At 36.7% G+C, this 22,362-nt stretch carries 22 protein-coding genes and 1 tRNA gene; 22 read left to right on the forward strand and 1 reads right to left on the reverse strand.

Annotated features, from left to right (window positions below):
- Positions 1 to 22 precede the first annotated feature (22 nt).
- From selA to LY60_RS10525, 17 genes are all read left to right on the forward strand, one after another.
- A complete protein-coding gene (gene selA / locus LY60_RS10450; RefSeq protein ID WP_145083203.1) occupies positions 23 to 1,423 on the forward strand; it encodes an L-seryl-tRNA(Sec) selenium transferase in 1,401 nt (466 codons plus the stop codon).
- 11 nt (positions 1,424 to 1,434) lie between these two features.
- Positions 1,435 to 3,336 carry a selenocysteine-specific translation elongation factor gene (gene selB / locus LY60_RS10455; protein WP_145083206.1) on the forward strand — a complete coding sequence of 634 codons (1,902 nt, stop codon included), beginning with the start codon at positions 1,435 to 1,437 and terminating at the stop codon, positions 3,334 to 3,336.
- A gap of 117 nt (positions 3,337 to 3,453) precedes the next feature.
- A complete protein-coding gene (locus LY60_RS10460) occupies positions 3,454 to 4,140 on the forward strand; it encodes a response regulator transcription factor (protein WP_145083209.1) in 687 nt (228 codons plus the stop codon).
- A 294-nt stretch (positions 4,141 to 4,434) separates the two neighbouring features.
- A complete protein-coding gene (gene carA, locus LY60_RS10465; RefSeq protein ID WP_145083212.1) occupies positions 4,435 to 5,508 on the forward strand; it encodes a glutamine-hydrolyzing carbamoyl-phosphate synthase small subunit in 1,074 nt (357 codons plus the stop codon).
- Positions 5,499 to 8,705, forward strand: a complete 3,207-nt coding sequence (gene carB / locus LY60_RS10470; protein WP_145083215.1) for a carbamoyl-phosphate synthase large subunit — start codon at positions 5,499 to 5,501, stop codon at positions 8,703 to 8,705. Before carA ends, carB begins: the two co-directional genes overlap by 10 nt.
- A gap of 46 nt (positions 8,706 to 8,751) precedes the next feature.
- A tRNA-Sec gene (locus LY60_RS18050) sits at positions 8,752 to 8,849 on the forward strand.
- Positions 8,850 to 8,865: 16 nt separating this feature from the next.
- Positions 8,866 to 9,234, forward strand: coding sequence for a universal stress protein (locus LY60_RS10475; RefSeq protein WP_246145418.1), 369 nt, complete (start codon positions 8,866 to 8,868; stop codon positions 9,232 to 9,234).
- The gene (locus tag LY60_RS10480; RefSeq protein ID WP_019230231.1) at positions 9,235 to 9,537 is read left to right on the forward strand and encodes a YkvA family protein; all 303 of its coding nucleotides are present in this window, start codon (positions 9,235 to 9,237) and stop codon (positions 9,535 to 9,537) included. It abuts the gene before it with no gap.
- A 96-nt stretch (positions 9,538 to 9,633) separates the two neighbouring features.
- The gene (locus tag LY60_RS10485) at positions 9,634 to 11,127 is read left to right on the forward strand and encodes a hypothetical protein (RefSeq protein WP_145083218.1); all 1,494 of its coding nucleotides are present in this window, start codon (positions 9,634 to 9,636) and stop codon (positions 11,125 to 11,127) included.
- 164 nt (positions 11,128 to 11,291) lie between these two features.
- Entirely contained in the window at positions 11,292 to 11,993 is a 702-nt protein-coding gene (locus LY60_RS10490) for an ABC transporter ATP-binding protein (protein WP_145083221.1), read from the forward strand.
- A complete protein-coding gene (locus LY60_RS10495) occupies positions 11,986 to 13,785 on the forward strand; it encodes a permuted SH3 domain-containing protein (protein ID WP_145083224.1) in 1,800 nt (599 codons plus the stop codon). Before LY60_RS10490 ends, LY60_RS10495 begins: the two co-directional genes overlap by 8 nt.
- Before the next feature lie 14 nt (positions 13,786 to 13,799).
- Positions 13,800 to 15,143 carry an ABC transporter permease gene (locus LY60_RS10500; RefSeq protein WP_145083227.1) on the forward strand — a complete coding sequence of 448 codons (1,344 nt, stop codon included), beginning with the start codon at positions 13,800 to 13,802 and terminating at the stop codon, positions 15,141 to 15,143.
- Between the two features lie 92 nt (positions 15,144 to 15,235).
- Positions 15,236 to 16,294 carry a mechanosensitive ion channel family protein gene (locus tag LY60_RS10505; protein ID WP_145083229.1) on the forward strand — a complete coding sequence of 353 codons (1,059 nt, stop codon included), beginning with the start codon at positions 15,236 to 15,238 and terminating at the stop codon, positions 16,292 to 16,294.
- Positions 16,295 to 16,314: 20 nt separating this feature from the next.
- Positions 16,315 to 17,085 (forward strand): epoxyqueuosine reductase, encoded by a 771-nt coding sequence (locus tag LY60_RS10510; RefSeq protein WP_145083232.1) that lies wholly within the window; start codon positions 16,315 to 16,317, stop codon positions 17,083 to 17,085.
- A 15-nt stretch (positions 17,086 to 17,100) separates the two neighbouring features.
- A complete protein-coding gene (locus LY60_RS10515) occupies positions 17,101 to 17,484 on the forward strand; it encodes a thioesterase family protein (protein ID WP_145083235.1) in 384 nt (127 codons plus the stop codon).
- A gap of 59 nt (positions 17,485 to 17,543) precedes the next feature.
- On the forward strand, positions 17,544 to 18,005 hold the full coding sequence (gene nrdR, locus LY60_RS10520; RefSeq protein ID WP_145083238.1) for a transcriptional regulator NrdR: 462 nt from the start codon (positions 17,544 to 17,546) through the stop codon (positions 18,003 to 18,005).
- 15 nt (positions 18,006 to 18,020) lie between these two features.
- On the forward strand, positions 18,021 to 18,653 hold the full coding sequence (locus LY60_RS10525; protein WP_145083241.1) for a DUF4241 domain-containing protein: 633 nt from the start codon (positions 18,021 to 18,023) through the stop codon (positions 18,651 to 18,653).
- A gap of 79 nt (positions 18,654 to 18,732) precedes the next feature.
- Here the strand turns inward: LY60_RS10525 and LY60_RS10530 are convergent, their stop codons facing one another.
- Positions 18,733 to 19,665, reverse strand: a complete 933-nt coding sequence (locus LY60_RS10530) for a magnesium transporter CorA family protein (protein ID WP_145083244.1) — start codon at positions 19,663 to 19,665, stop codon at positions 18,733 to 18,735.
- A gap of 209 nt (positions 19,666 to 19,874) precedes the next feature.
- Here LY60_RS10530 and LY60_RS10535 point away from each other — a divergent pair, with 209 nt between their 5' ends.
- From LY60_RS10535 to radC, 5 genes are read left to right on the forward strand one after another with little or no spacing between them, the layout of a single operon-like run.
- Positions 19,875 to 20,270 (forward strand): NusG domain II-containing protein, encoded by a 396-nt coding sequence (locus LY60_RS10535; RefSeq protein WP_019229411.1) that lies wholly within the window; start codon positions 19,875 to 19,877, stop codon positions 20,268 to 20,270.
- 14 nt (positions 20,271 to 20,284) lie between these two features.
- Positions 20,285 to 20,803, forward strand: a complete 519-nt coding sequence (locus LY60_RS10540) for a Gx transporter family protein (protein WP_019229410.1) — start codon at positions 20,285 to 20,287, stop codon at positions 20,801 to 20,803.
- Position 20,804: 1 nt separating this feature from the next.
- Positions 20,805 to 21,047: a DUF4321 domain-containing protein gene (locus tag LY60_RS10545; protein ID WP_145083247.1), complete on the forward strand. Its 243-nt coding sequence runs from the start codon at positions 20,805 to 20,807 to the stop codon at positions 21,045 to 21,047.
- 9 nt (positions 21,048 to 21,056) lie between these two features.
- Positions 21,057 to 21,635, forward strand: coding sequence for a Maf family protein (locus LY60_RS10550; protein WP_145083250.1), 579 nt, complete (start codon positions 21,057 to 21,059; stop codon positions 21,633 to 21,635).
- A 26-nt stretch (positions 21,636 to 21,661) separates the two neighbouring features.
- Complete coding sequence (gene radC / locus LY60_RS10555; protein WP_145083253.1) at positions 21,662 to 22,351, forward strand: RadC family protein; 690 nt, start codon at positions 21,662 to 21,664, stop codon at positions 22,349 to 22,351.
- Positions 22,352 to 22,362 lie beyond the last annotated feature (11 nt).

The following is a 22,362-nucleotide window of genomic DNA, read 5'->3' on the forward strand; positions in this document are numbered from 1 at the left end:
TATAAATATAACGGGGAGAATTATGGATAAAAACAAATATTACAGAAGCATTCCCAAAGTCGATATGCTTATGGAAACTGATGAAATAAAAGTATTGTTTGAAAGCTGCAGCAGAGAATACGTTCTTGAATCCGTAAGGAATAAAACCGACCAGCTAAGGGAATTTATAAACAACTCCATGAGCGAAAACGAAATAGAAAATAAAATTAGTCTCTTGACGGACGACATAATCAATGATGTTGAAAAGCTTACATCTCTTAACATGAAAAAAGTCATAAACGGAACAGGAACAATTCTTCACACAAATCTTGGAAGAGCAGTTATAAATGAAGAAACAGCAGAAAGAATAAAAAATCTTGTAACTGGATATTCAAACCTGGAATATGATTTGGAGGAAGGCGCAAGGGGCTCAAGATATTCACATTTTGAAAAAATCATAACAAAAATAACCGGAGCAGAAGCAGCTATGGCAGTCAACAACAATGCAGCTGCAGTACTTCTTATTTTATCTGCCATGGCAAAGGATAAGGAAGTTATAGTTTCAAGGGGAGAACTGGTGGAAATAGGAGGCTCTTTCAGAGTTCCTGATGTCATGATGCAAAGCGGCGGAAAACTCATAGAGGTGGGAACGACAAACAAAACTCATCTTTATGATTATGAAAATGCCATTACAGAAAACACAGCGGCACTTTTGAAAGTTCACACAAGCAATTATAAAATTGTAGGTTTCACTGAGTCTGTTCCTGTATGTGAAATTGCAGAGCTTGCACATAAACACAGCATTCCGGTAATAGAAGACATAGGAAGCGGTGTTCTAGTAGACCTTGCCAAGTATGGATTAGGCCACGAGCCAACAGTGCAGGAATCTGTTCAGGCAGGGGCAGACATTGTATGCTTCAGCGGCGACAAGCTTTTAGGAGGCCCTCAGGCAGGAATAATAGTCGGAAAAAAACATCTTATTGATAAAATAAAAAAACACCCTCTTACAAGGGCTTTGAGGATAGACAAGTTTACTGCCATAGCACTTGAATCCGTGTTCCACGAATATATTGACGAAGAAAATGCAGTGAAAAACGTTCCTGTATTAAAATTGATAAACAGAAACATTCAAGAAATAAAATTAGAAGCCGAAAAGCTTTATGAAAAGCTCATTCCTGAAATTGGAAAAAGCTGCCTGATGAATATAGAAGAATGTCAGTCTCAAATAGGAGGAGGGTCTCTTCCTCTTGAGAGAATAAAAAGCTTTGCTGTTTCATTTAAACCGCTTACAATGACAACATCTCATCTTGAAAAACAACTGAGAAAATTAAAAACACCCATAATAGGAAGAGTTGTAAATGATCTGTTCATCATAGACATGCGCACGGTGCTTGAAGGCGAAGCAGATCAAATATTTGAAACTTTCATAAACATTTTTAACTAACTGGAGGCACAATGAACATAATAATAGGAACGGCAGGACACATAGACCACGGCAAAACAACACTGATAAAGGCCTTGACCGGAAGGGACACAGACAGATGGGAAGAGGAAAAAAGAAGAGGAATAACCATAGATCTGGGCTTCACATATTTTGACCTGCCCGACGGCAATCAGGCAGGCATTATTGACGTGCCCGGACATGAAAAATTCATAAAGAACATGCTTGCCGGTGTAATAGGAATGGACCTGGTACTTTTAGTAATTGCCGCAGACGAAGGAATAATGCCCCAGACAACTGAACATTTGAACATTTTAAACCTGCTTGGGTTGAAAAAAGGAATTGTAGTTCTTACAAAGTATGACTTAATTGATGCTGAATGGCTTGAACTTGTAAAGGAAGACATTAAGGAAGCTCTTAAAGACACTTTCCTTGAAAATGCTCCTATGGTTGAAGTTTCTTCCAAGACAGGTTACGGAATCGACAATCTTGTAAATGTAATATGCAAGACAACTGAAACTGAAGTTGAGCAAAGAGACTTAAGCACCATACCAAGGCTTCCCATAGACCGCGTGTTTTCAATTACAGGATTTGGAACTGTAATCACAGGTACCCTCATATCAGGGACGTTAAAAAAGGGTGATGAAGTTGAAATATATCCCGTAAACAAAATAAGCAAGGTAAGAAATATTCAAGTTCATTCCCATGATGCTGAAAAAGCATATGCCGGGCAAAGAACTGCAATAAATCTTTCCAATGTAAAAAAGACAGACCTTTACAGAGGATGCGTCATCGCTCCTGTGAATGCCATGAAAAATACCATGATGCTTGACGTTAAGCTTAATCTTTTAAAAAGTTCAAGACGAATAGTTGAAAATCGCTCAAGGCTTCATCTGTATACAGGAACAAGCGAGATTCTGTGCAGAGTTGTGCTGTTAGACTGCGACGAACTGTCACCGGGGGAATCATGTTATGCCCAATTAAGGCTCGAGCAGGAAATTGCCGTGAGAAGAGGCGACAAATTCATAATTAGGTTTTATTCTCCCATGGAGACCATTGGAGGCGGAGAAATCATTGAGCCAGTTCCTCTTAAAAAGAAAAGATTTGACGACAAGCTCATTGAAGAGCTTAAGGTTAAGGAAAAAGGCTCAGGCACAGATGTAATTGAAAAAATAATAAGAGAAAATTCTAAAAATGTTCCTTCGATTTCAGAACTGGCAAAACTCACGGCTCTTCGGGAAGATGAAATTAAAAATAGTATTGAAGTTCTTGAGGACGAAGAAAAGATTACCACATTCAGGCTTAAAAACGATATTTATCTGTGGCACAAAAGTTTTGAAAGAGAAATAGAAGAAGGAATTGAAAAATACCTTTTTGATTTTCATGAAAAAAACAAATATCAAAAAGGAGCAAAAAAATCAGAAGTTAAAAGCAAATTCCTGCCTGCTATAAAACAAAACGTCTTTGATTTGGCAATTATGTCTTTTGTTCAAAAAGGAATGCTTAAAATGGATGGTGAATTTGTTTCATTAGCATATTTCAGCATTCAGCACGACGAAGCATATGAAAAAACTGCAGTGGCTGCGGAAAAAATACTTGAAGAAGCAAAATTTGAGTTTTTAAAACAGGATGAGCTGATTCAACGATTGAACTTACATAAATCCGAAGAAATCATCTCTCTTCTCATTGATGAAAAGAAGCTGGTTAAAATAGGAGAGCTTGGCATAACAAAAATGGAAATTTATGATGAAGCAAAAAATATATTAGTAAACTTTATTACAAAAAATCAAAAAATTACTGCAGCGGAATACAGAGATCTCCTCAACTCGAACCGCAAGGTGGCCATAGGCCTTCTGGAGCATTTCGACATCATAAAGGTAACGAGAAGGGTTGGAAATGACAGGGTTTTATTCTAGAATTTACAATGAACATTTTACTTTAATTTAATATTTTTCTTGACAATTTTTGCGTTTCAATGTAATATTAATAAAAAGTTTAATTTTTGTAACAAACTAATTTAAGGAGCGTAACAAATGAAGGTGTTGATTGTAGATGACGAGCTTTTGTTGATTAAAGGACTCAAATTTAGTCTGGAACAAGATAATTATGAAGTCGATTCGGCCCTGGACGGGAACGAGGCATTAAGAAAAATTGCATTGACCGAGTATGATATAATCATACTTGATTTGATTCTGCCTGAGGTAGATGGACTTGAAGTTTGTCAAAAAATCAGAGAAATAACAAATGCTCCTCTTTTAATATTAACAGCCAACAATGAAGACATGAACAAAATCCTTAGTCTTGAGTACGGTGCTGATGATTATGTAACCAAACCTTTTAATATTTTGGAGCTTAAGGCAAGACTTAAGGCAATATTAAGAAGAACAAAAGGAGTTACACAAAAACCAAACGAACAGACAATCATCGTTGATGATTTTATAATCAATGCGCTGGGAAGGAAAGTAAGCCTTCATGGGCAGGAAATAAACCTTACTGCAAAGGAATTTGACCTATTGCTCCTCCTTGCAACTAACCCCGGAAAAGTTTTTTCAAGAGAAGAACTTCTTGAAATAATTTGGGGCTATGAATACTTCGGGGATTTGAGAACCGTTGATGTGCACGTGAGAAGACTTAGAGAAAAAATTGAAAACAAAGAAAAAAATTATGAATATATTCTCACAAAATGGGGTGTGGGATATTATTTCAGAAACAAACATTAGGGCAATTGTTTGCCTCGGAAGTATTTTTTGTTTTTTGCAGAATTTAAAAATATTCTTAAAATATTTTAAAAATTCATATTGACAAAGGCGCCGACTTATGATATTTTTTTATAAATAAAAAAATAGAGGTGCAAAAATGAACTGCAAAAAGAGCAAATTAATCTGTAAGAAAAAAAATTTAATATATATAACGAATTATTTAGATTTTATGGATAGCTGTTTTCACTTTTAAATTGTGAAGCAGCTATTTTTTTGCATATACAGGTTTTTAATAAATATATATTGGAGGGAAATATGAAAGGAAAGTTAATACTGGAAAACAAGACTGTATTTGAAGGCGTATGCTTTGGCAAGATATCCGAGACAGTGGGGGAAGTAGTTTTTAATACTGGAATGACAGGGTATCAGGAAATTTTAACAGATCCGTCTTATTACGGTCAAATAGTTACCATGACATATCCGCTCATAGGAAATTATGGAACAAATCTTGAAGATTCTCAATCATCATCACCGAAAGTAAAAGGCTTCATAGTGAGAGAAGCTTGCAGAGTACCAAACAATTTCAGATGTGAAATTGATCTTGATGTATATCTCAAGCAAAACAACATAATGGGCATTGAAGGAATTGACACAAGAGAGCTTACAAAAATATTAAGAAATGCCGGCACAATGAAAGGAATAATAACTACAAAAGAATTAAGCGAGGCAGAAATTCAGGAAAGATTTGATTCTTTTTCAAATACAGATGCAGTGGACAAAGTTACTCCAAAAGAAATAAAAACAATTGGTGATGGAGATCTTCACATAGGGGTTTTAGACTGCGGAATTAAATCAAACATTTTAAATTCCTTTGTAAACAAGGGATGTAAACTCACAATTTTTCCGGCCCACACATCAAAAGAAGAAATAATGAAATATAATTTTGACGGCATATTTCTTTCAAACGGACCTGGCGACCCAACGGACCTTCCTGATGTCATAGATACAGTGAAATCTCTAATAGGAGTTATACCTGTGACAGGAATATGCCTCGGTGTTCAGATTATTGCTCTTGCCATGGGAGCCGAAACAGAAAAAATGAAATTCGGCCACAGAGGCTGCAATCATCCTGTGAAGAATCTCATGACGGGAAAGGTAACAATAACTTCTCAAAACCACGGTTACATGGTTAAAAGAGATTCCCTTCCTGAAGAACTTGAAATAACCCATGTGAACATTAACGACAACACTGTGGAGGGTGTAAGGCACAAGACTCTTCCAGTCATGGGTGTTCAATATCATCCGGAAGCATGCCCGGGTCCTCACGACTCAAACATAATTTTTGACGATTTCATAAAAATATATAAAGGAGAACAAATATGGGTTTAGATAAAAGCATAAAAAAAGTACTGGTTATAGGCTCTGGACCTATTATAATCGGTCAGGCAGCAGAATTTGACTATTCAGGAACCCAGGCCTGCAGAGCCTTACGAGAAGAAGGAATAGAAACTGTTCTCGTAAATTCTAATCCTGCAACAATTATGACTGATGCAGAAATTGCCGACAAGGTTTATATAGAACCGCTTACAGTGGAATATGTTGAAAAAATCATTGCAAAGGAAAGACCTGACAGCGTAATTGCAGGAATGGGAGGACAAACAGGCCTTAACCTTACGGTTGAATTATACGACAAGGGAATTCTTGACAAATACAACGTAAGAGTTATAGGAACAAGCGTTCAGTCCATCAAGTACGGTGAAGACAGAGAACTTTTCAAGGAAATGATGAACAAGATAGGCGAGCCCATAGTTGACTCTGCAATTGTAACAGATCTTGAAACTGGCAAAAAAGTTGCTTTAAGAATCGGCTATCCTATTATAGTAAGGCCTGCCTACACTCTCGGGGGAACAGGAGGAGGAATTGCAAACAATGAGGATGAAATGACAGAAATTTTATCTGCAGGTCTGCAGCTAAGTATGAACGGACAGGTTCTCATTGAAAAAAGCATCAAGGGATGGAAAGAAATAGAATATGAAGTTATGCGCGACAAAAACGGAACATGCATAACAATCTGCAACATGGAAAACTTTGACCCTGTGGGAGTTCACACAGGAGACAGCATAGTTGTGGCTCCTTCACAAACTCTTTCAGATGTTGAATACCAAATGCTTCGTACGGCTTCCATAAAAATAATAGACGCCATAGGAATTGAAGGAGGATGCAACGTACAGCTTGCACTTAATCCAAACAGCTTTGAATATGCCGTAATAGAAATCAATCCAAGGGTCAGCCGTTCTTCGGCGCTTGCTTCAAAGGCTACAGGATATCCAATAGCAAAGGTTGCAACTAAAATTGCGCTGGGATACAATCTGGATGAAATTGTTAATGCAGTAACCGGAAAAACTTATGCAGCGTTTGAGCCTACTCTCGACTATGTGGTTCTTAAAATTCCAAAGTGGCCTTTTGACAAGTTCTTCAAGGCGAAAAGAAGTCTTGGAACAAAAATGATGGCAACAGGAGAAGTTATGGCCATTGGAAACAGCTTTGAAGCTGCTCTTCTTAAAGCTGTTCGTTCTCTTGAAATAAAACAGTACAGCCTTTACAGCAAAAAAGCCGCAGAAAAGAGTCTGGTGGAGCTTAAGGCAAGGATACAGACTCCGGATGATGAAAGACTGTTTTATCTTTCAGAACTTATAAGAAGAGGATACAGAATAGGAAAAATTGCCGAGCTTACAGGAGTGGACAAATTCTTCCTCCACAAAATTTACAACATAATTGAAGAAGAAGAACTGTTAAGAAATGCATCATTTGATGAGCTGGATGCAACATGGCTTAAAAAGCTTAAGAAAATGGGATTTTCTGACAAGGGAATAGCAGATCTTATAAAGGCTGAGCCCGGGGATATTTACAATCTGAGAATGAAAAACAACATAAAGGCAGTTTACAAGATGGTTGACACATGCGGCGGAGAATTTGAAGCCGTATCTCCATATTATTATTCAACCTATGATGAATATGATGAAGTTGTAACTTCAGACAAGAAAAAAATTCTTGTAATAGGTTCAGGACCTATAAGAATAGGACAGGGCGTTGAATTTGACTACTGTTCGGTGCACAGCATATTTGCACTTGAAAAATCTGGAATTGAAACAATAATAGTAAACAACAATCCTGAAACCGTGAGCACGGATTTTGACATAGCAGATAAATTGTACTTCGAGCCATTGACTGAAGAAGATGTTTTAAATATTGTAGAAAAAGAAAATCCTGACGGAGTGGTGCTGCAGTTTGGAGGACAGACTGCCATAAAGCTTGCAAACTTCTTTAAGGAAAAAAACATACCCATACTGGGTACTGACCCTGAACAAATAGATATGGCAGAAGACAGGGAAAAATTTGATGAAATACTGGAATCCTTGGGTATTAAAAGACCAAAGGGAAAAGCTGTAATGAATATAGAAGACGGCAAAAAAGCAGCAGCAGCCGTGGGATATCCTGTACTAGTAAGACCTTCCTATGTCCTTGGAGGACAGGGTATGGAAATAACATACTCAGAAGAAGATCTTGTGACTTACCTGCAGGGAGCCTTTGACATGAGCACGAAAAATCCTGTCCTCATAGACAAATATCTTGTGGGAAGAGAAATTGAAGTTGATGCCATATGCGACGGAGAAGACATTTTGATTCCGGGAATAATGGAGCACTTAGAAAGAGCCGGCATTCACTCAGGAGACAGCATATCCATTTATCCTCCTATAAATTTAAGCAATGAAATAAAAGAAAAGCTTGCAGTCATAACAAAAAATATTGCAAGGGCACTTAAGACCGTGGGCATGGTTAACATTCAGTTCATTGAGTTTGAAAATGATCTTTACATCATAGAAGTAAATCCTCGTTCGAGCAGGACTGTTCCTTACATCAGCAAGGTTACGAAAATTCCTATGATTGAAATTGCCACAAGGGTAATGCTTGGAGAAAAACTTAAAGACATGGAATACGGCACGGGTCTGTACAAGGAATCTGAGCTTGTTGCAGTGAAAGTTCCTGTTTTCTCAACTCAAAAGTTAGACGGCGTTGATGTGAGTCTCGGACCTGAAATGAAATCAACGGGAGAGGTGCTGGGTGTAGGAAAAGACTACAAAGAAGCCCTTTACAAAGGATTTATTGCTGCAGGAGTAAAGATGCCGGAGAAGGACAAAATGATATTGGCTACTATAAGAAACAGAGATAAAGAAAGCTTTAAGCCTATTGCGTTAAAATTGAATAAAATGGGATTTGATTTTGTAGCAACGGAAAACACAGCTAAATATCTAAATGATAACGGAATCCATGCTCAAACAGTCAAGAAGGTAAGAGAAACCAAACCAAACATAATAGATTTAATAAGAAGCGGAAGCATTGGATTTGTTGTTGACATACCTACAAAAGCAAATGATGTTAACACAGACGGCTTCAGAATCAGAAGAACTTCTGTTGAGGCTTCAATCAATGTTTTCACTTCTCTAGATACGGTTTCTGCACTGACTGACATAATGGAAACAGGCATTTCAGGAGAGAACGTGGACGTTTACAATATTTCAAGATAAAATAAGCTTGAAATTTTTTAGAAATTATGTTATCATTATTTCCGATGGGGATAGATAGGTGCTGGTGTGCCTCCTGGTCTTCAAAATCAGTCGCGGGGCGTTAGTAGCGTCCTGGGTGGGTTCAATTCCCACATATTCCCGCCATTTAAGGAGAATAGCGATGCATAAAAATGTATTGGTATGTGTAACGCAGCAAAAGACATGTGAAAATCTCATAGAGCATGGCGTTGAGTTGTCCAGGGACGAAGGAAGCCAGCTTTATGTCATACATGTGGTCAATGAAAATGATAAGCTTTTATACAATTTAAGCGATGGAGATGCATTAGAGTATTTGTTTGAAATTACAAAAGATGTTGGAGCTAATCTAGTAGTGAAAAGATCAAAAGATGTTGCAAAAGCAATAGTGGATTTCGCTGTGGAAAAAGATATTACCCACATTGTTTTAGGTAATTCTAAAACAATAGACACAGCCAACAATTTCTCCATGAAGCTTCAGAAAAAATTGCCGGATGTAGTGTTTGTTTCATAGATGAACAGATTTTATATTATCATAAAATTCCTTTTAGACAAATCAATACCTTTAAAGGAAAAATGGTGGGTTATCATTCCTTTGATATATATAGTAAGTCCGGCGGATTTAATACCGGCTCCGGTCCTTGGTTTTTCAATTATTGATGATGCAGTGGTGCTTGCGTTTCTTTTAAGCATTGCATCGGGGAAAACCAAAAAATATTACAATGAACACGGTGCTGAGTATAAAGGCAAAGAAAAAGAAGACATTAAAAATGTTGTTGAAGATGTAGAATATGAAATAAAAAAGGATGAGGATTGAGCCTCATCTTTTTAATTGCAAAAAATTACAAAAATGTCTTTATTTTTGTCGAAATTATTGTTAATATAATATTAAGAAATATTCGGAGGTAGGCTTATGAACAACAACTATAAGATTGTCCGCACTATTTTTGAAAATGTGTTCCAAAGAGTTTTGGAATGCAAGGACAATGATTCGGGCGAAATATTTTACAGCAATGTAATAACTAGCCAGAAGGTTATTAATCTTATTAATATAGAAGAATTAAGAGCGATTCCATCCAACATATTGGAAAGCTATAATACCGAAGACCGCATATATATTTACACAAAGCCTTTGAAGACCGAATACACCGGATTAAGAGAATATTCGGCGAAAAACCTGACTCTCAAGCATCAGTTCAATCTGGCTGAAAAAGTTATTGAACTTGCTCAAAACATTTTCAACATGACAGATGTGGTGCAGCAAAAAATTCTTGACCTGGACAGGTTGTATGTGGATGAAAACGATAAAGTGGTTGTGGACTGCAATCTTGTTTTCGAACAGGAATATGACATAGCAGACAATGAAACTTTTAAAAGGCTTGGAAACATGATTCACTACATATTTTCCGGAACAGAAATTGTCGATTACAACATATCCGACACCATACCGCCGGATATATTAAAAATAATTGTAAGATGTCTAACAAGAGAGTACATCTTTCCAAGAGATGTTCTTGCAGAACTTAAGGGTTCGCCCATATTTGCCATGATATTCGGCACTGAAACTATAGCTCCAAACAAGACTGCTTTAAAGGCAATTATACAGGATGAAGAGACAAAGCCTTCTGACAGCAGCACAGAGGCATTTGAACATGCCTCACAAGAACAGACACCGGATGACAAATCAATCTTCGATATTTATGTAAATGACAATAATCCTAAATCAAGAAAAAAAATCAAGACGTCAGGAATTGTTCTTGGCAAGGAAATAAAAAGGGCTGTTCTTTCCATAGCAATAGTTGTGTTGGTGTTGCTTCTGGGAAACATGATTATAAAAAAATTAAGCAATACACAGGAAGTTTCAGCCGGTGGAAATGGTGACACTGCCGGTGAACAAGGAAAAACCCCAGGTACAGAATCTCCCGAACAAAACAATACAGATGATTCAGCTTCTTCCATAGCTGATTCCACTGAAATGTATTTTAACGACAAGCTCATTGAAAAAATAGGTTATACAGGAGAAAAAGTAAAAATTGACAGCGACATTTACGTCGAAGGAAAAAATTCACTTGTTGCAGAAAATACTGGAGACGGAAAACTTAAAAGCTTATTTGCAGTTGTTGATTTTACGGATGAGAAGTTCAGTTACATGCTTAAAAAACAAATTGGAATTTCTGCGAAGACAAAATCAGAAAAGGATGTTGAGGCTCTCATAGTTCTTGAGGCTTACAAAGGCGGAGTTCTCACTTCAAATTTTCACACATCTGTCAAAGTGTATGACGACATGTGGTCTCAGGTGACAGTTCCAATAAATGTAACTGATGCAGACTCCCTAAACATATACATAGAATACCAGGGACAAAACAAGGTTTGGATAGATTCCGTATTCATAGATGTTATAAAGTAAATCTCAAGATTGCAAAAGATCGTATTCCGGTCTTTTGTTTTTGTAAATTACGAAATCTTTTTTAAAAATAACAACCAAAATTTTTAAAAATTACAAAATTATGCGAACTTTTTATATTCGTATACGTCTAAATATTAGTACCAACATGAGAAAAGAGGTGAAATATGGAAATCATTAAAATGGAGAATATCTCCAAGCTTTATAAATCAGGACAAATTCAAGTGGAAGCACTTAAGGACATTTCTTTTACAATACTTGAAAAAGAATTTGTTTCTATAATGGGGCCTTCAGGTTCCGGAAAATCTACACTGCTTAATTTAGTTGGGTGTCTTGATCATTCAACCAGCGGAACTTATGAACTATCGGGAACAATGGTAGATAGACTGAGCGATTCTAAAATGTCAGATATCAGGAATATGTTCATAGGGTTTGTGTTTCAAAACTTTCATCTTCTGCCAAGGATGAATGCCATAAAAAATGTGGAAATTCCTTTGATATACAGAGGCATGAACACAAAAATGAGAAAAGAGCTAGCTGAAAATGCTCTTGAATTGGTAGGCCTCAAGGAAAGGATGCATCATCTTCCAAGTCAGCTTTCAGGTGGTCAGCAGCAGCGTGTTGCAATAGCAAGAGCCATAGTCGGAAATCCTGCAATAATTCTTGCAGATGAGCCGACAGGAGCTCTGGATACAAAGACCGGTGACATGATTATGGAATTGTTTGTAGAGTTAAATGAAAAAAAATCAATGACAATTGTTCAAGTAACACATGAGGAAGAAATTGCAGAATACGGAAGCCGCATAATAAGGCTGGTGGACGGAGAAATAGTATCTGATGTAAGCAGTGGAGGGAAATCAAATGTATAAAAAAATTATTTCTATAGCACTAATTTTAGCTATTGTATTTTTGGGAGGGTATATTACAGCAAAGCAGCTCATTCCTGATGCTTCTGAAGTGTCCACTGGCCCAAGATATGCTACAAAGCCAGTGGAAAGAGGAGACATAAAGCAGGGCGTGAACATAACAGGTCAGCTGAACGGAAACTGGGGAGGGTCCATAACAGCTCCAAAGCCTGAAGGAATAACAGATTCAAATGGATCCAGCGTGTCAGTTACATACACAATTGAAGAAGTCTTTGTAGAGCCTAACCAGATGATTAAAAAAGGCGATAATCTTATACGTCTGTCAGCAGCAAACCTTGGGGAAATAATAGAGGATTTAACTGACAGCATTCAAAAAAAGCAAGATGAAATAAGGGAAATAAATGAAACAATAGAAGGAAAAATTGATGATCTTGAAGATAAATTAAATCAGGACATTACAGACATCGGACAGATTAATCCATATGACGGAATAGTTATCACTGCTCCCATTAAGGGTCGTCTTTCTGAGTTTACAGTGGAAGAAGGAGACAAGGTAGAAGATGCCCACATTGCCACTATAGTTGACGACAGCAAGCTTAAAATATCTTTCAAAGTAAATACATATGAATATTCAAGCCTTAAGGTAGGACAGAAAGTTCTTCTTCAGTACAGAAGAAAGCTTGAAAACGGCGGAACACAGACAGCATTTGATGGTTTCTACACAGGAACAATCAAAAAACTTAACTCAAATGCTGTACCAGGCGAAAATTCAATGACATATGTGCATATGGGAGAAATAGAAGCAGACAATCCGGGCCTTGTTCAGCCGGGAATGGTAACAGCCATCTACACTGAAAACAACGGCATACCTGTTACAGGCCTTTCATACAACGGAACAGTTGTTTCATATGTAAACGAAAAGAAAGTTTATTCAACACTTTATTCAGACAGCGACAAAACAACAATCATAGCAACAGATGTTCCTGTAAATTCCAACGAGTTTGTGGAAAAGGGACAGATTCTTGTGAGAATTGCCGGAGCTGATGTTACAAAAATGATTCAAAGTGATGTTGAAAGCATTATGAATGAATATAAAAAAATAAATGATATCAATGATGACATCGAAAATATTTACAAAAAAATTGACAAGGTTTCGCTTCTCACAACAAAGATGATGGTAACTGCACCTTCTGACGGAATGGTATCCTATGTGAACTACAGAGTTGGAGACACCATAGTTGCATCTGAATCAAGCGATCAGTGGTCACTGCAGCTCATGGATATGTACAACACTGATGAAATGTACATTTACACAACAGTAAGCGACCTTGATGTATTGTACATAAGCCAGGATGCTCCTGTTACGGTAACTGTTGATGCCCTTCCGGGAGAAAAATTTGAAGGAAGCGTTATGAGCCTCAACCAGTACACAGACAGAGACGGAAAGACTGTTTACAATGTTCAGATAAGAGTTATGGGAAGAGAAGGGCTAAGACCTGGAATGAATACAAACTGCTTTGTTAATTCAGGAGAAGCTTTTGATACGCTTTTAGTTCCAATTGAAGCTGTATTTGAAGAAAATGGAATTCAAAAAGTTGAAATTATAAATGCACAGGGTCAGCCTGAAGTAGTTGAAATTGAAGCAGGCCTTATGAACGACATGTATGTTGAAGTTTTAAGCGGGCTTGAAGAGGGGCAGCAGGTTGTAACAGGAAGCACTAAAGACTTAATGCCAAGTGAGAGTGTTCCTGAGGACGATTCGTTTCTGCCGAGCAAAAATCAGGGAACTAATTAGTGAGGGGTGATGAAATGCAGGAAAGAGGAAAAATTTCTTCCATTCTTGTAAGGCTGAAATTTTCTGCAGTGATGGCATTTGACGGCATAACATCAAATCTTCTGAGGACTTTCTTGACGGTTCTTGGCATTTCGATAGGTGTTGCAGCTGTAATAAGTCTCATGGGCATAGGAGAAGGTGCAAGAAGATCTATTGTTTCTCAGTTTGAAAGCCTTGGGGAAAATGTAATAGTCATTAAATCAAATGCGGAAAATGTGACATTTGAAGCTGATGAAGCTGAAGATCTTCCACTGAGAGTAACGGGCGTTGATTATGCCACACCTGTTGTTTACACGGAAGAAACACCCATAAGGTGGAGAAGAGATGAAAGTAAAATGAACATTGTGGGTGTGAATCAAAATTATCCTGAAATAAAAGATCACAGAGTTGTTTCAGGAAATTTCTTCACATCGCTCCATGTTAAGCAAAGAGCCCCTGTTGCTGTTCTTGGATACAATGTAGCACAGAATCTTTTAAACGGAAGAAGCCCTGTGGGACAGACTTTAAAAATTGATGGAATAAATTACCGTATAGTAGGAGTGCTTGCTGAAAAGGGAGAAGGAAAAGGTGACGGCATAGACGACAAAATAGTTATTCCGTACACTTCTGCCATGAAAATTTCAAAAACAAAAGATATTCTGGAAATTTGGGCGAAGTCACCAAGCGCTGAAGAGGCTGAACTGGCCATGGTTCAGCTTGGAAGAATTTATAAAAGAAAAGTAGGTGTAGGCAGTAACATAACACCAGGAACAGGAGAGGGAGAAGCTCCTGTTGAAGGGGGAGGGGACATATCAGTTCCTGTTGAACCTGTTCCAGAGCCTGTGCCTGAACCAGAGGTGCCGGGTGAAGATAAAAATGTTTTTGAAAAAGGCGAAGAACCTCTTACAATTACAAGTCTTAACAACCTGGTAAAAGAAGCCGATCAGGCAAACAGGGTTATGACTGTACTTCTTGGAGGCATAGCTGCTGTATCACTTCTTGTTGGTGGTATTGGAATAATGAACATAATGCTTGTGGCTGTAACGGAAAGAACAAGCGAAATCGGTGTTAGAAGAGCCCTTGGAGCAAAGCAGGAGGACCTGCTCATTCAGTTTCTCCTTGAAGCAGTGTATGTAAGCATCATAGGCTGCATAACAGGAATAGTAATCGGAGCATGGGCGGTAAGCCTTGTGGCAAGCTATGGGCTTTCAGCAGTTGTAAGCTTCGATTCCATTAGAATAGCAGTGTTTGTTGCTCTTACATCAGGACTTTTGTTTGGTGTTTACCCTGCAATCAACGCTTCAAATCTTCCGCCTGTTGAAGCATTAAAAAGACAATAACAAATTTGAGGTTTTGATTTATCAAAACCTCTTTTAAATTTACACATTTTATTATATAATCTTAATAACAAGAAAATAAAGGAAGGAATATCATGGTCTTTATCAGAGAAATAGATGCTGCTCAAGTAGCAAAATCAGTTATGATTTTGTTCGCGGTCTTAATGTTCAGAAATATCATAGCAAACATAATCATTAAAGCTTTAAAAAAATTATCAGGAAAATATAATTTAAAAAACATTGTACTGGTCCTTGATTCCATTGAAAAACCGCTGGTAAACTTCTTTACATACACCGGACTTTATTTTGCACTGATTATTCTACCGTTTAATGCAGACATAAACATATTCCTGAACAGGGTATACAGGACTTTTGTTATAATAACCATAACCCAGGGACTTTTAAAAATTATATCTGCTTATGCTGAAGAACTTAACAATCAGTATTTGAACAAAGAAGAAAAAACAGAAAGAACTCAGATGTCAAAGACTGTTTTTCCTCTTCTTGCAAAGCTCATAAAAGCAATAATAATTATTATTGCAGTAGCTGCAATAGCAGTTGAATTCAACTTTGAACAGCTGTCGAGCATTCTTGCAGGACTTGGAATAGGAGGAGCTGCTCTTGCATTGGCTTCACAGGATCTCATAAAAAACTTCTTTGGAGGTTTTGTTATACTTGCAGATAAATCTTTCAGCGTCGGCGATTGGATCAAGGTTGACTCATTTGAAGGAACTGTTGAGGAACTGGGACTTCGCAGCACAAAGATACGAACAATTGACAAGGAGCTGGTGACGGTTCCCAATTCAAGGTTTGCAGACAGGGAACTCATAAATTTCAGCGCCAGGGCAAACAGAAGAGTTAATTTTACTGTGGGAGCCGTGTACGGCACAAGTTCTGAAAGCCTGAAGGCAGCAATTTCTAAAATAAAAGAAATGCTTGATCAAAATCCAATGGTTAAGAACGATTCAGCTCTTGTAAAGCTTGACAAGTTCGGGGCAAGTTCACTTGACATTGTTGTTCAGTACCTTACAACAACTGATTACACGGAATTCATGGCAATAAAAAATGATATAAACTTTAAAATAATAGACATATTCAATGAAGAAAAAATATCATTTGCATTCCCGAGCATGAGCGTGTACATGGAAAAATAAATCTAGCAATGGAGGAAATCATGAAAAATCAAATAAAGCAGATGATTATTGATTTCGTAAGAGAATACAAAAACAATAACAACACTTTTACCCAGTGGCAGGAACCATTAGTTGGTTTTGCAGACAGTGAAAATGCCCTTTTTTATCTGTACAGGGAAATGATTGATGAAAATCACCTCATTCCCAAAGACATTCTGCCTGGAGCAAAGACTGTGGTATCTTATTTCATCCCATTTACTGAAAAATTGGTGCGAACAAATTATAAAGGGGATGCTCCTTCCAGAGAATGGGCTGTTGCATATTCAGAAACCAACAAACTATTAAAGAGTCTTGGTGAATATTTAATAGAGAAGTTAGATAAAATAGGAGCAGGAGCAAACATGGCTAGATTTGATGATCCTGGCTTTGACACAAACAAGGTCATAAGCTATTGGTCACAGCGCCATATTGCATATGCAGCAGGACTTGGAACATTTGGACTGAACAACATGCTCATAACCGACAAGGGATGCTGCGGCAGATTTGGAAGTATTGTTACAGACATTGTAATTGAACCTGATGCGGTTATTACGAAAGAAAGATGTCTTTATAAATACAGCTCTACATGCAAAAAATGCGTTGAAGCGTGTCCTTCAAAGGCTCTTACTGTAAATGGATTTGACAGACACAAGTGCTATGAACTGCTGCTGGAATATGATAAATTGTTCAGCGATTTGGAACTTACGGAAGTATGCGGAAAATGTGTGGCCATGATTCCATGTTCATTCATAAATCCGCTAAAAAATAAATAATAATGAGGAGAAATTATGGAATTCAATTTAAATACAGGATTAAAAAACAAGGAAGAAAAAACAGTAACCATGAATGACACAGCGAAGGTTTTTGGAAGCGGTGCAGCCGAAGTATTTGCAACCCCAATGATGATAGGACTTATGGAAGGGGCTGCCATGAATACCGTAAGAAATTATCTTCCGGAAGGATATTCAACAGTTGGAACTATGATCAATGTAAAACACCTGAGCGCAACAGCAGTTGGCAAGAAAGTGTGGGCTGAGGCTGAACTTATAGAAGTTGACAGAAAAAGACTGTTTTTTAAAGTTGATGCATATGATGAAGATAAAAAAATCGGTGAAGGAACACACGAAAGATTCATAATTGAAGAAGCAAAATTCATGAGCAAATTGAAATAAATTAATAATTTCTTTACTTTGTGTTATATATTTAGTAAAATCAATTAGAGGAGATTAATATGAAATGTCCAAAATGTAGTTGTTCTGAAAGCAAAGTGGTGGATACAAGACCCACGGATGATGGTTTTAAAATAAGGCGTCGCAGAGAATGCATTGAATGCGGACATCGATTTACAACCTACGAAAAAATTGAAGAAACTCAAATTGTGGTAATTAAAAGAGACGGAACAAGGCAGGGCTACAACCGTGATAAAATAATAAACGGAATAATAAGAGCCTGTGACAAGCGTTCTGTCAGTCTAGAGCAAATAGAAGGTATAGCAGACAAGGTTGAAAAGCAGCTTATGAACAATTTTCAAAATGAAGTGTCAACTGAGGTAATCGGAGAACTGGTCATGAATGAACTTCAAAGCGTGGACGATGTTGCATATGTAAGGTTTGCTTCTGTATACAGGAAGTTTAAAGATATTAATACTTTTATGGATGAGTTGAAAAAAATTCTCGATGAAAGAAAAAAATAATCAAAGGAGCAATTTATGTATATAAATTTAGATGTGCTTAATATAACAAACGGCAATACCAGCATGATTGATACCGAATTTGGAAGAATGAATATTGAAAAAATTGAAGCAGGCAAAATAAAGCTTGCAACAGGTAAAATCATTGCAACTGATCCAATTTTGATGTATGATGACGAAAGCTATTCTGTGCATGTAAAACCGGGAGAATATCCTGTATTCATATATGTTGGGAAAACAGAAAATAGAAAAAAACAGACTGTTGTTGCAGAAATAAGGTTCAGCGACAACGATCCTGTAAAATGGGAAATGGCCTTGCTTGCCGGAGAATCTTCAAAAGGCTTCGGTCACGACGAATTCATGGGATATGAAGTTGAAAACGGTCTTGGATGTTTCATGGACGAATCTGTAATGGAAATTCTTGATGTAATGGATGAAGAAGAACTTGAAGAATATGAAAACAATATTAGAAATTCTGTAAGAAACAGCGAGTGTTCCTGTGCAAATGTAGTGATAGACAAGAAAAAGGGAAGCAACATAATTATATTTGCAAGCGGATGGAACGAAGGAACATTTCCTACATATTACGGATTTGACTCAAACAACAAACTTTCAAGGCTGGTTACAGATTTTATGGTAATTGAAGCATAATAAAAAATTGCAATGTATATTGCAATTTTTTTATGAAATTTATTATTAGATATCACTGTAACATAGACGGTTACCTAGATTACATTAACTTCTTTTTCTTGAAAAACCATATGCAGATAATAAAAACTGAAATGCTGAGGGCTATTACAAATGCATAGCCGTATTCCCAGTGAAGTTCCGGCATGGTTGAAAAATTCATTCCATACCAGCCCACTATTAGCGTAAGCGGAAGAAAGATTGCAGTTATTACTGTAAAAAGTTTCATTGTGTTGTTTAAATTAAGGTCCAGCTGAGCCTGGTAGGATTCTCTTATCTGAGTTACATAATCCCTTAAATTTCCTACTTTTCTGTTGAGACGCTCAATCCTGTTGAACAAAATAATAAAGTAAGTTGTAGATTTGTCGTCTAGAACATTGTTGCTGTTTTCTGTAATATCTTCTATAATGTCTAAAAGCGGCTCATAGTGTTTCTTTAAAAATAAGAGCTTTTTTTTTAGATTTACAATATCTGAAATATAGTCCTTTGTTTTGCCTTCAATTACATCGACCTCTACATCCTGAATTTCCGCTTCAAGGTCTGAAAGCATCTGATAGTCTTTAGCTGACATTTTGTCAAACAATGTGTACAATATTCTGTCCAGGCTTAAAATCATGGACCCTTTTGAATTCACATCTTTTATTACATCACCAATGATGCTTAAGTCTGTTTTAGTCACAAGGAGCAGACAATTTTTTGTTAAGTAAAAATCAAGTTCGTCAAAGGAATATGTATCTTGTGATGCATCTATTATGTTAAGAATTCCAAAACTGTAATTCTCGTAAATTTCAACTTTTGGAGTGTCATCATTGTGTATGCAGTCGTTAATTGTTTCATAGTTGAAATGGAAATGACCGTTTATATCCATAAGCTCATTGGGATTAAGAATAAAAAGAAATATACTTTCTTCGTCTCGGACAAAGCTTTCATAATCTATTTCTGAAAGTTTATTCTGATTTATTTTGAAAATTAACAAATTATCACCTCAATTTAAGATTTTATTATGGAAAATGAGTTATATTAGTTATTATCTTAGCAGTTTTATTGTTCGCTGTAAATTGGAATTTAATCATTAGTTAAATTTTTGTTCAGATACAAAAATGTTTATAAAATATATATACAATCTTGAAATAACTATTAATTGATGATAAAATGAATAATCTAAAAAATATTAAAGGGCGTAAAATGAAAACTAAAATTAACAGGTACGATATTGCACTGATTGCAGCAATAGTATTAATCAATGTGGTGATACTTTTTTCCGGAGGAAGAAAGGCTGTACATGCTGATGAAAAAATTGCCTACGTCTACTCCCACGAGGAACTTGTGGGGGAATATGTCATGTCTGATGACTATGAAACGGAATTTACTGTAGGCGACGAAAAATCAGGTTACAACACGGTTCACATTGAAAACGGAGAAGTATGGATACACGATGCTTCCTGTCCCGATAAAATATGTCTTTCACAAGGCAAGATTTCAAGAGACGGTGAAATAATAGTTTGTCTTCCAAATCAGTTTATGATTCAAATTGAAGATAAGTCCGAGGAAGAAAATGACGTTGATTTTATGGCACAATAAGGAAAAGGAAAATTATGAATAAATTACAAAGATACATTTTTTTATCTCTGCTTACTGCAGCTGCTTTAATCTTGAGCATTTTAGAAGGAATGATTCCTTTGCCATACATAGCACCCGGTGCAAAGCTGGGACTTTCTAACATAGTTACAATGACAGTAATAGTTGTTTTTGGCTTTAAAGATGCAATGCTTGTGGTAATACTCAGATGCATTCTTTTGATGCTGGTTGCAACAAACCCTGTTACATTTATTTACAGTCTGGCAAGCGGAATTATGAGCACAGTGGCAATGAGCCTGGGACTTAAATACTGCAAAAAATTAAGTTTCATAGGTGTGAGTGTTCTTGGAGCAATGACCCACAACGCAACACAGGTTACTGTTGCTGCCATAATATTCGGAACGTTCAACCTGTATTATTACATGCCTGTTTTATCTCTTGTAAGCATTTTTACAGGCTGTTTTGTCGGGTATTCTTCAATTTTTGTTTCTGACAATTTAAACAGGACACTATTAAGATTGCGAAGAGAGGTATAGCATGAAGAAGGGAAATACCATTTACTTGGTTTTGTTGATTTTAACGTCAGTAATCATTGGCACAATTTTGGGTCAAGCCTTAGCCGGTACATTTCCTATTTTGAATTATGGAGAAGGAATTGGATTCGGTCCGGCAACTTTAGACTTGAACATATTCACTCTAACATTTGGTTTTAGTGCAAATCTAACAGTTGCAGGAATAATTGGATTGTTAATTGCAATAATAGCTTATAGAAAACTTTAAGGATGAACGATGAAAAATATAATACTAGCTTCTAAATCACCGAGAAGGATTGAGATGCTATCAAAATATCTGGAAAACATAATTGTTTTTTCACCTGATACGAATGAACGGGTAAATGACCTGGATCTTCCGGAAACAACAGTCATGAAAATTGCTTTTGAAAAGGCATGGAAAGCCTCGTGCGACTTTGAGATAAAAGGAATCATAATTGCAGCTGACACAGTAGTATTTCTTCATAAGATTATGGGAAAACCAAAGGATTATGAAGAAGCATTTTCAATGCTTAAATCACTGTCCGGAAAAACTCACAGCGTTTATACGGGAATATGCATCATAGACAGTGAAAATGGAACAAAGGTTGTTGATTATGAAAAAACATTTGTTGAGTTTAACCATCTTACTGATGACTTTATCAGACGTTATCTTGAAACAGGAGAACATTTAGATAAAGCAGGAGCATATGGAATTCAGGGCTTTGGAGAGCTAATGGTTAAAAAGATTGATGGCTGCTACAACAATGTGAAGGGTCTTCCGCTTACAAAACTGAATACTATTCTTACAAAACATTTTTCTCTTAAGCTGCTTTAATGCAAAATTGCATATTGGAGGATAAAATGGACAATACTAACTACACCATAAAATCAATGCCCAGAGATGAAAGACCTCAGGAAAAATTGCTGAAATATGGAGCTAACTATTTGTCCGACTCAGAACTTATTGCAGTTATCATAAGGACAGGAAACAAAGACGAAAATGCAGTTATGCTCGCCCAAAAAATTTTAAAGAAAGAAGGAAAAGGCTTAAGAAACATTGCCGAATCTACTCAAGAAATTTTGCGGTCCTACAAGGGCATAAACGATGTAAAATCTGCACAGCTTCTTGCTGTGGCGGAATTAAGCAAAAGGATAAGCACTTTAAAAATTGATAAAATAAAAATATCTTCCCCCGGAGATGCAGCTGTTGTGATGATGGAGGAAATGAGATATTACAAAAAAGAATACTTTAAAATCATATTGCTAGACACTAAAAACAACATAAAAAAAGTGTCGCAGATTTCAGTTGGAAGTCTGAACAGTTCCATTGTACACCCTAGAGAGGTGTTTTATGAAGCTGTAGCAAATTCATGCTCTTCAATAATTCTTGTGCACAATCATCCAAGTGGAGAAACAGAACCAAGCCATGAGGATATAGTGCTTACAAACAGACTGGATGAATGTGGGAAAATATTGGGAATAAAGGTCTTAGACCACATTATCATAGGTGATGGAGTTTTTTACAGCTTCAAAGAAGAAGGTTTAATTTAAAATAGCGAAAG

It is taken from the genome of Sedimentibacter saalensis, from assembly GCF_007830175.1.
Lineage (GTDB): Bacteria > Bacillota > Clostridia > Tissierellales > Sedimentibacteraceae > Sedimentibacter > Sedimentibacter saalensis.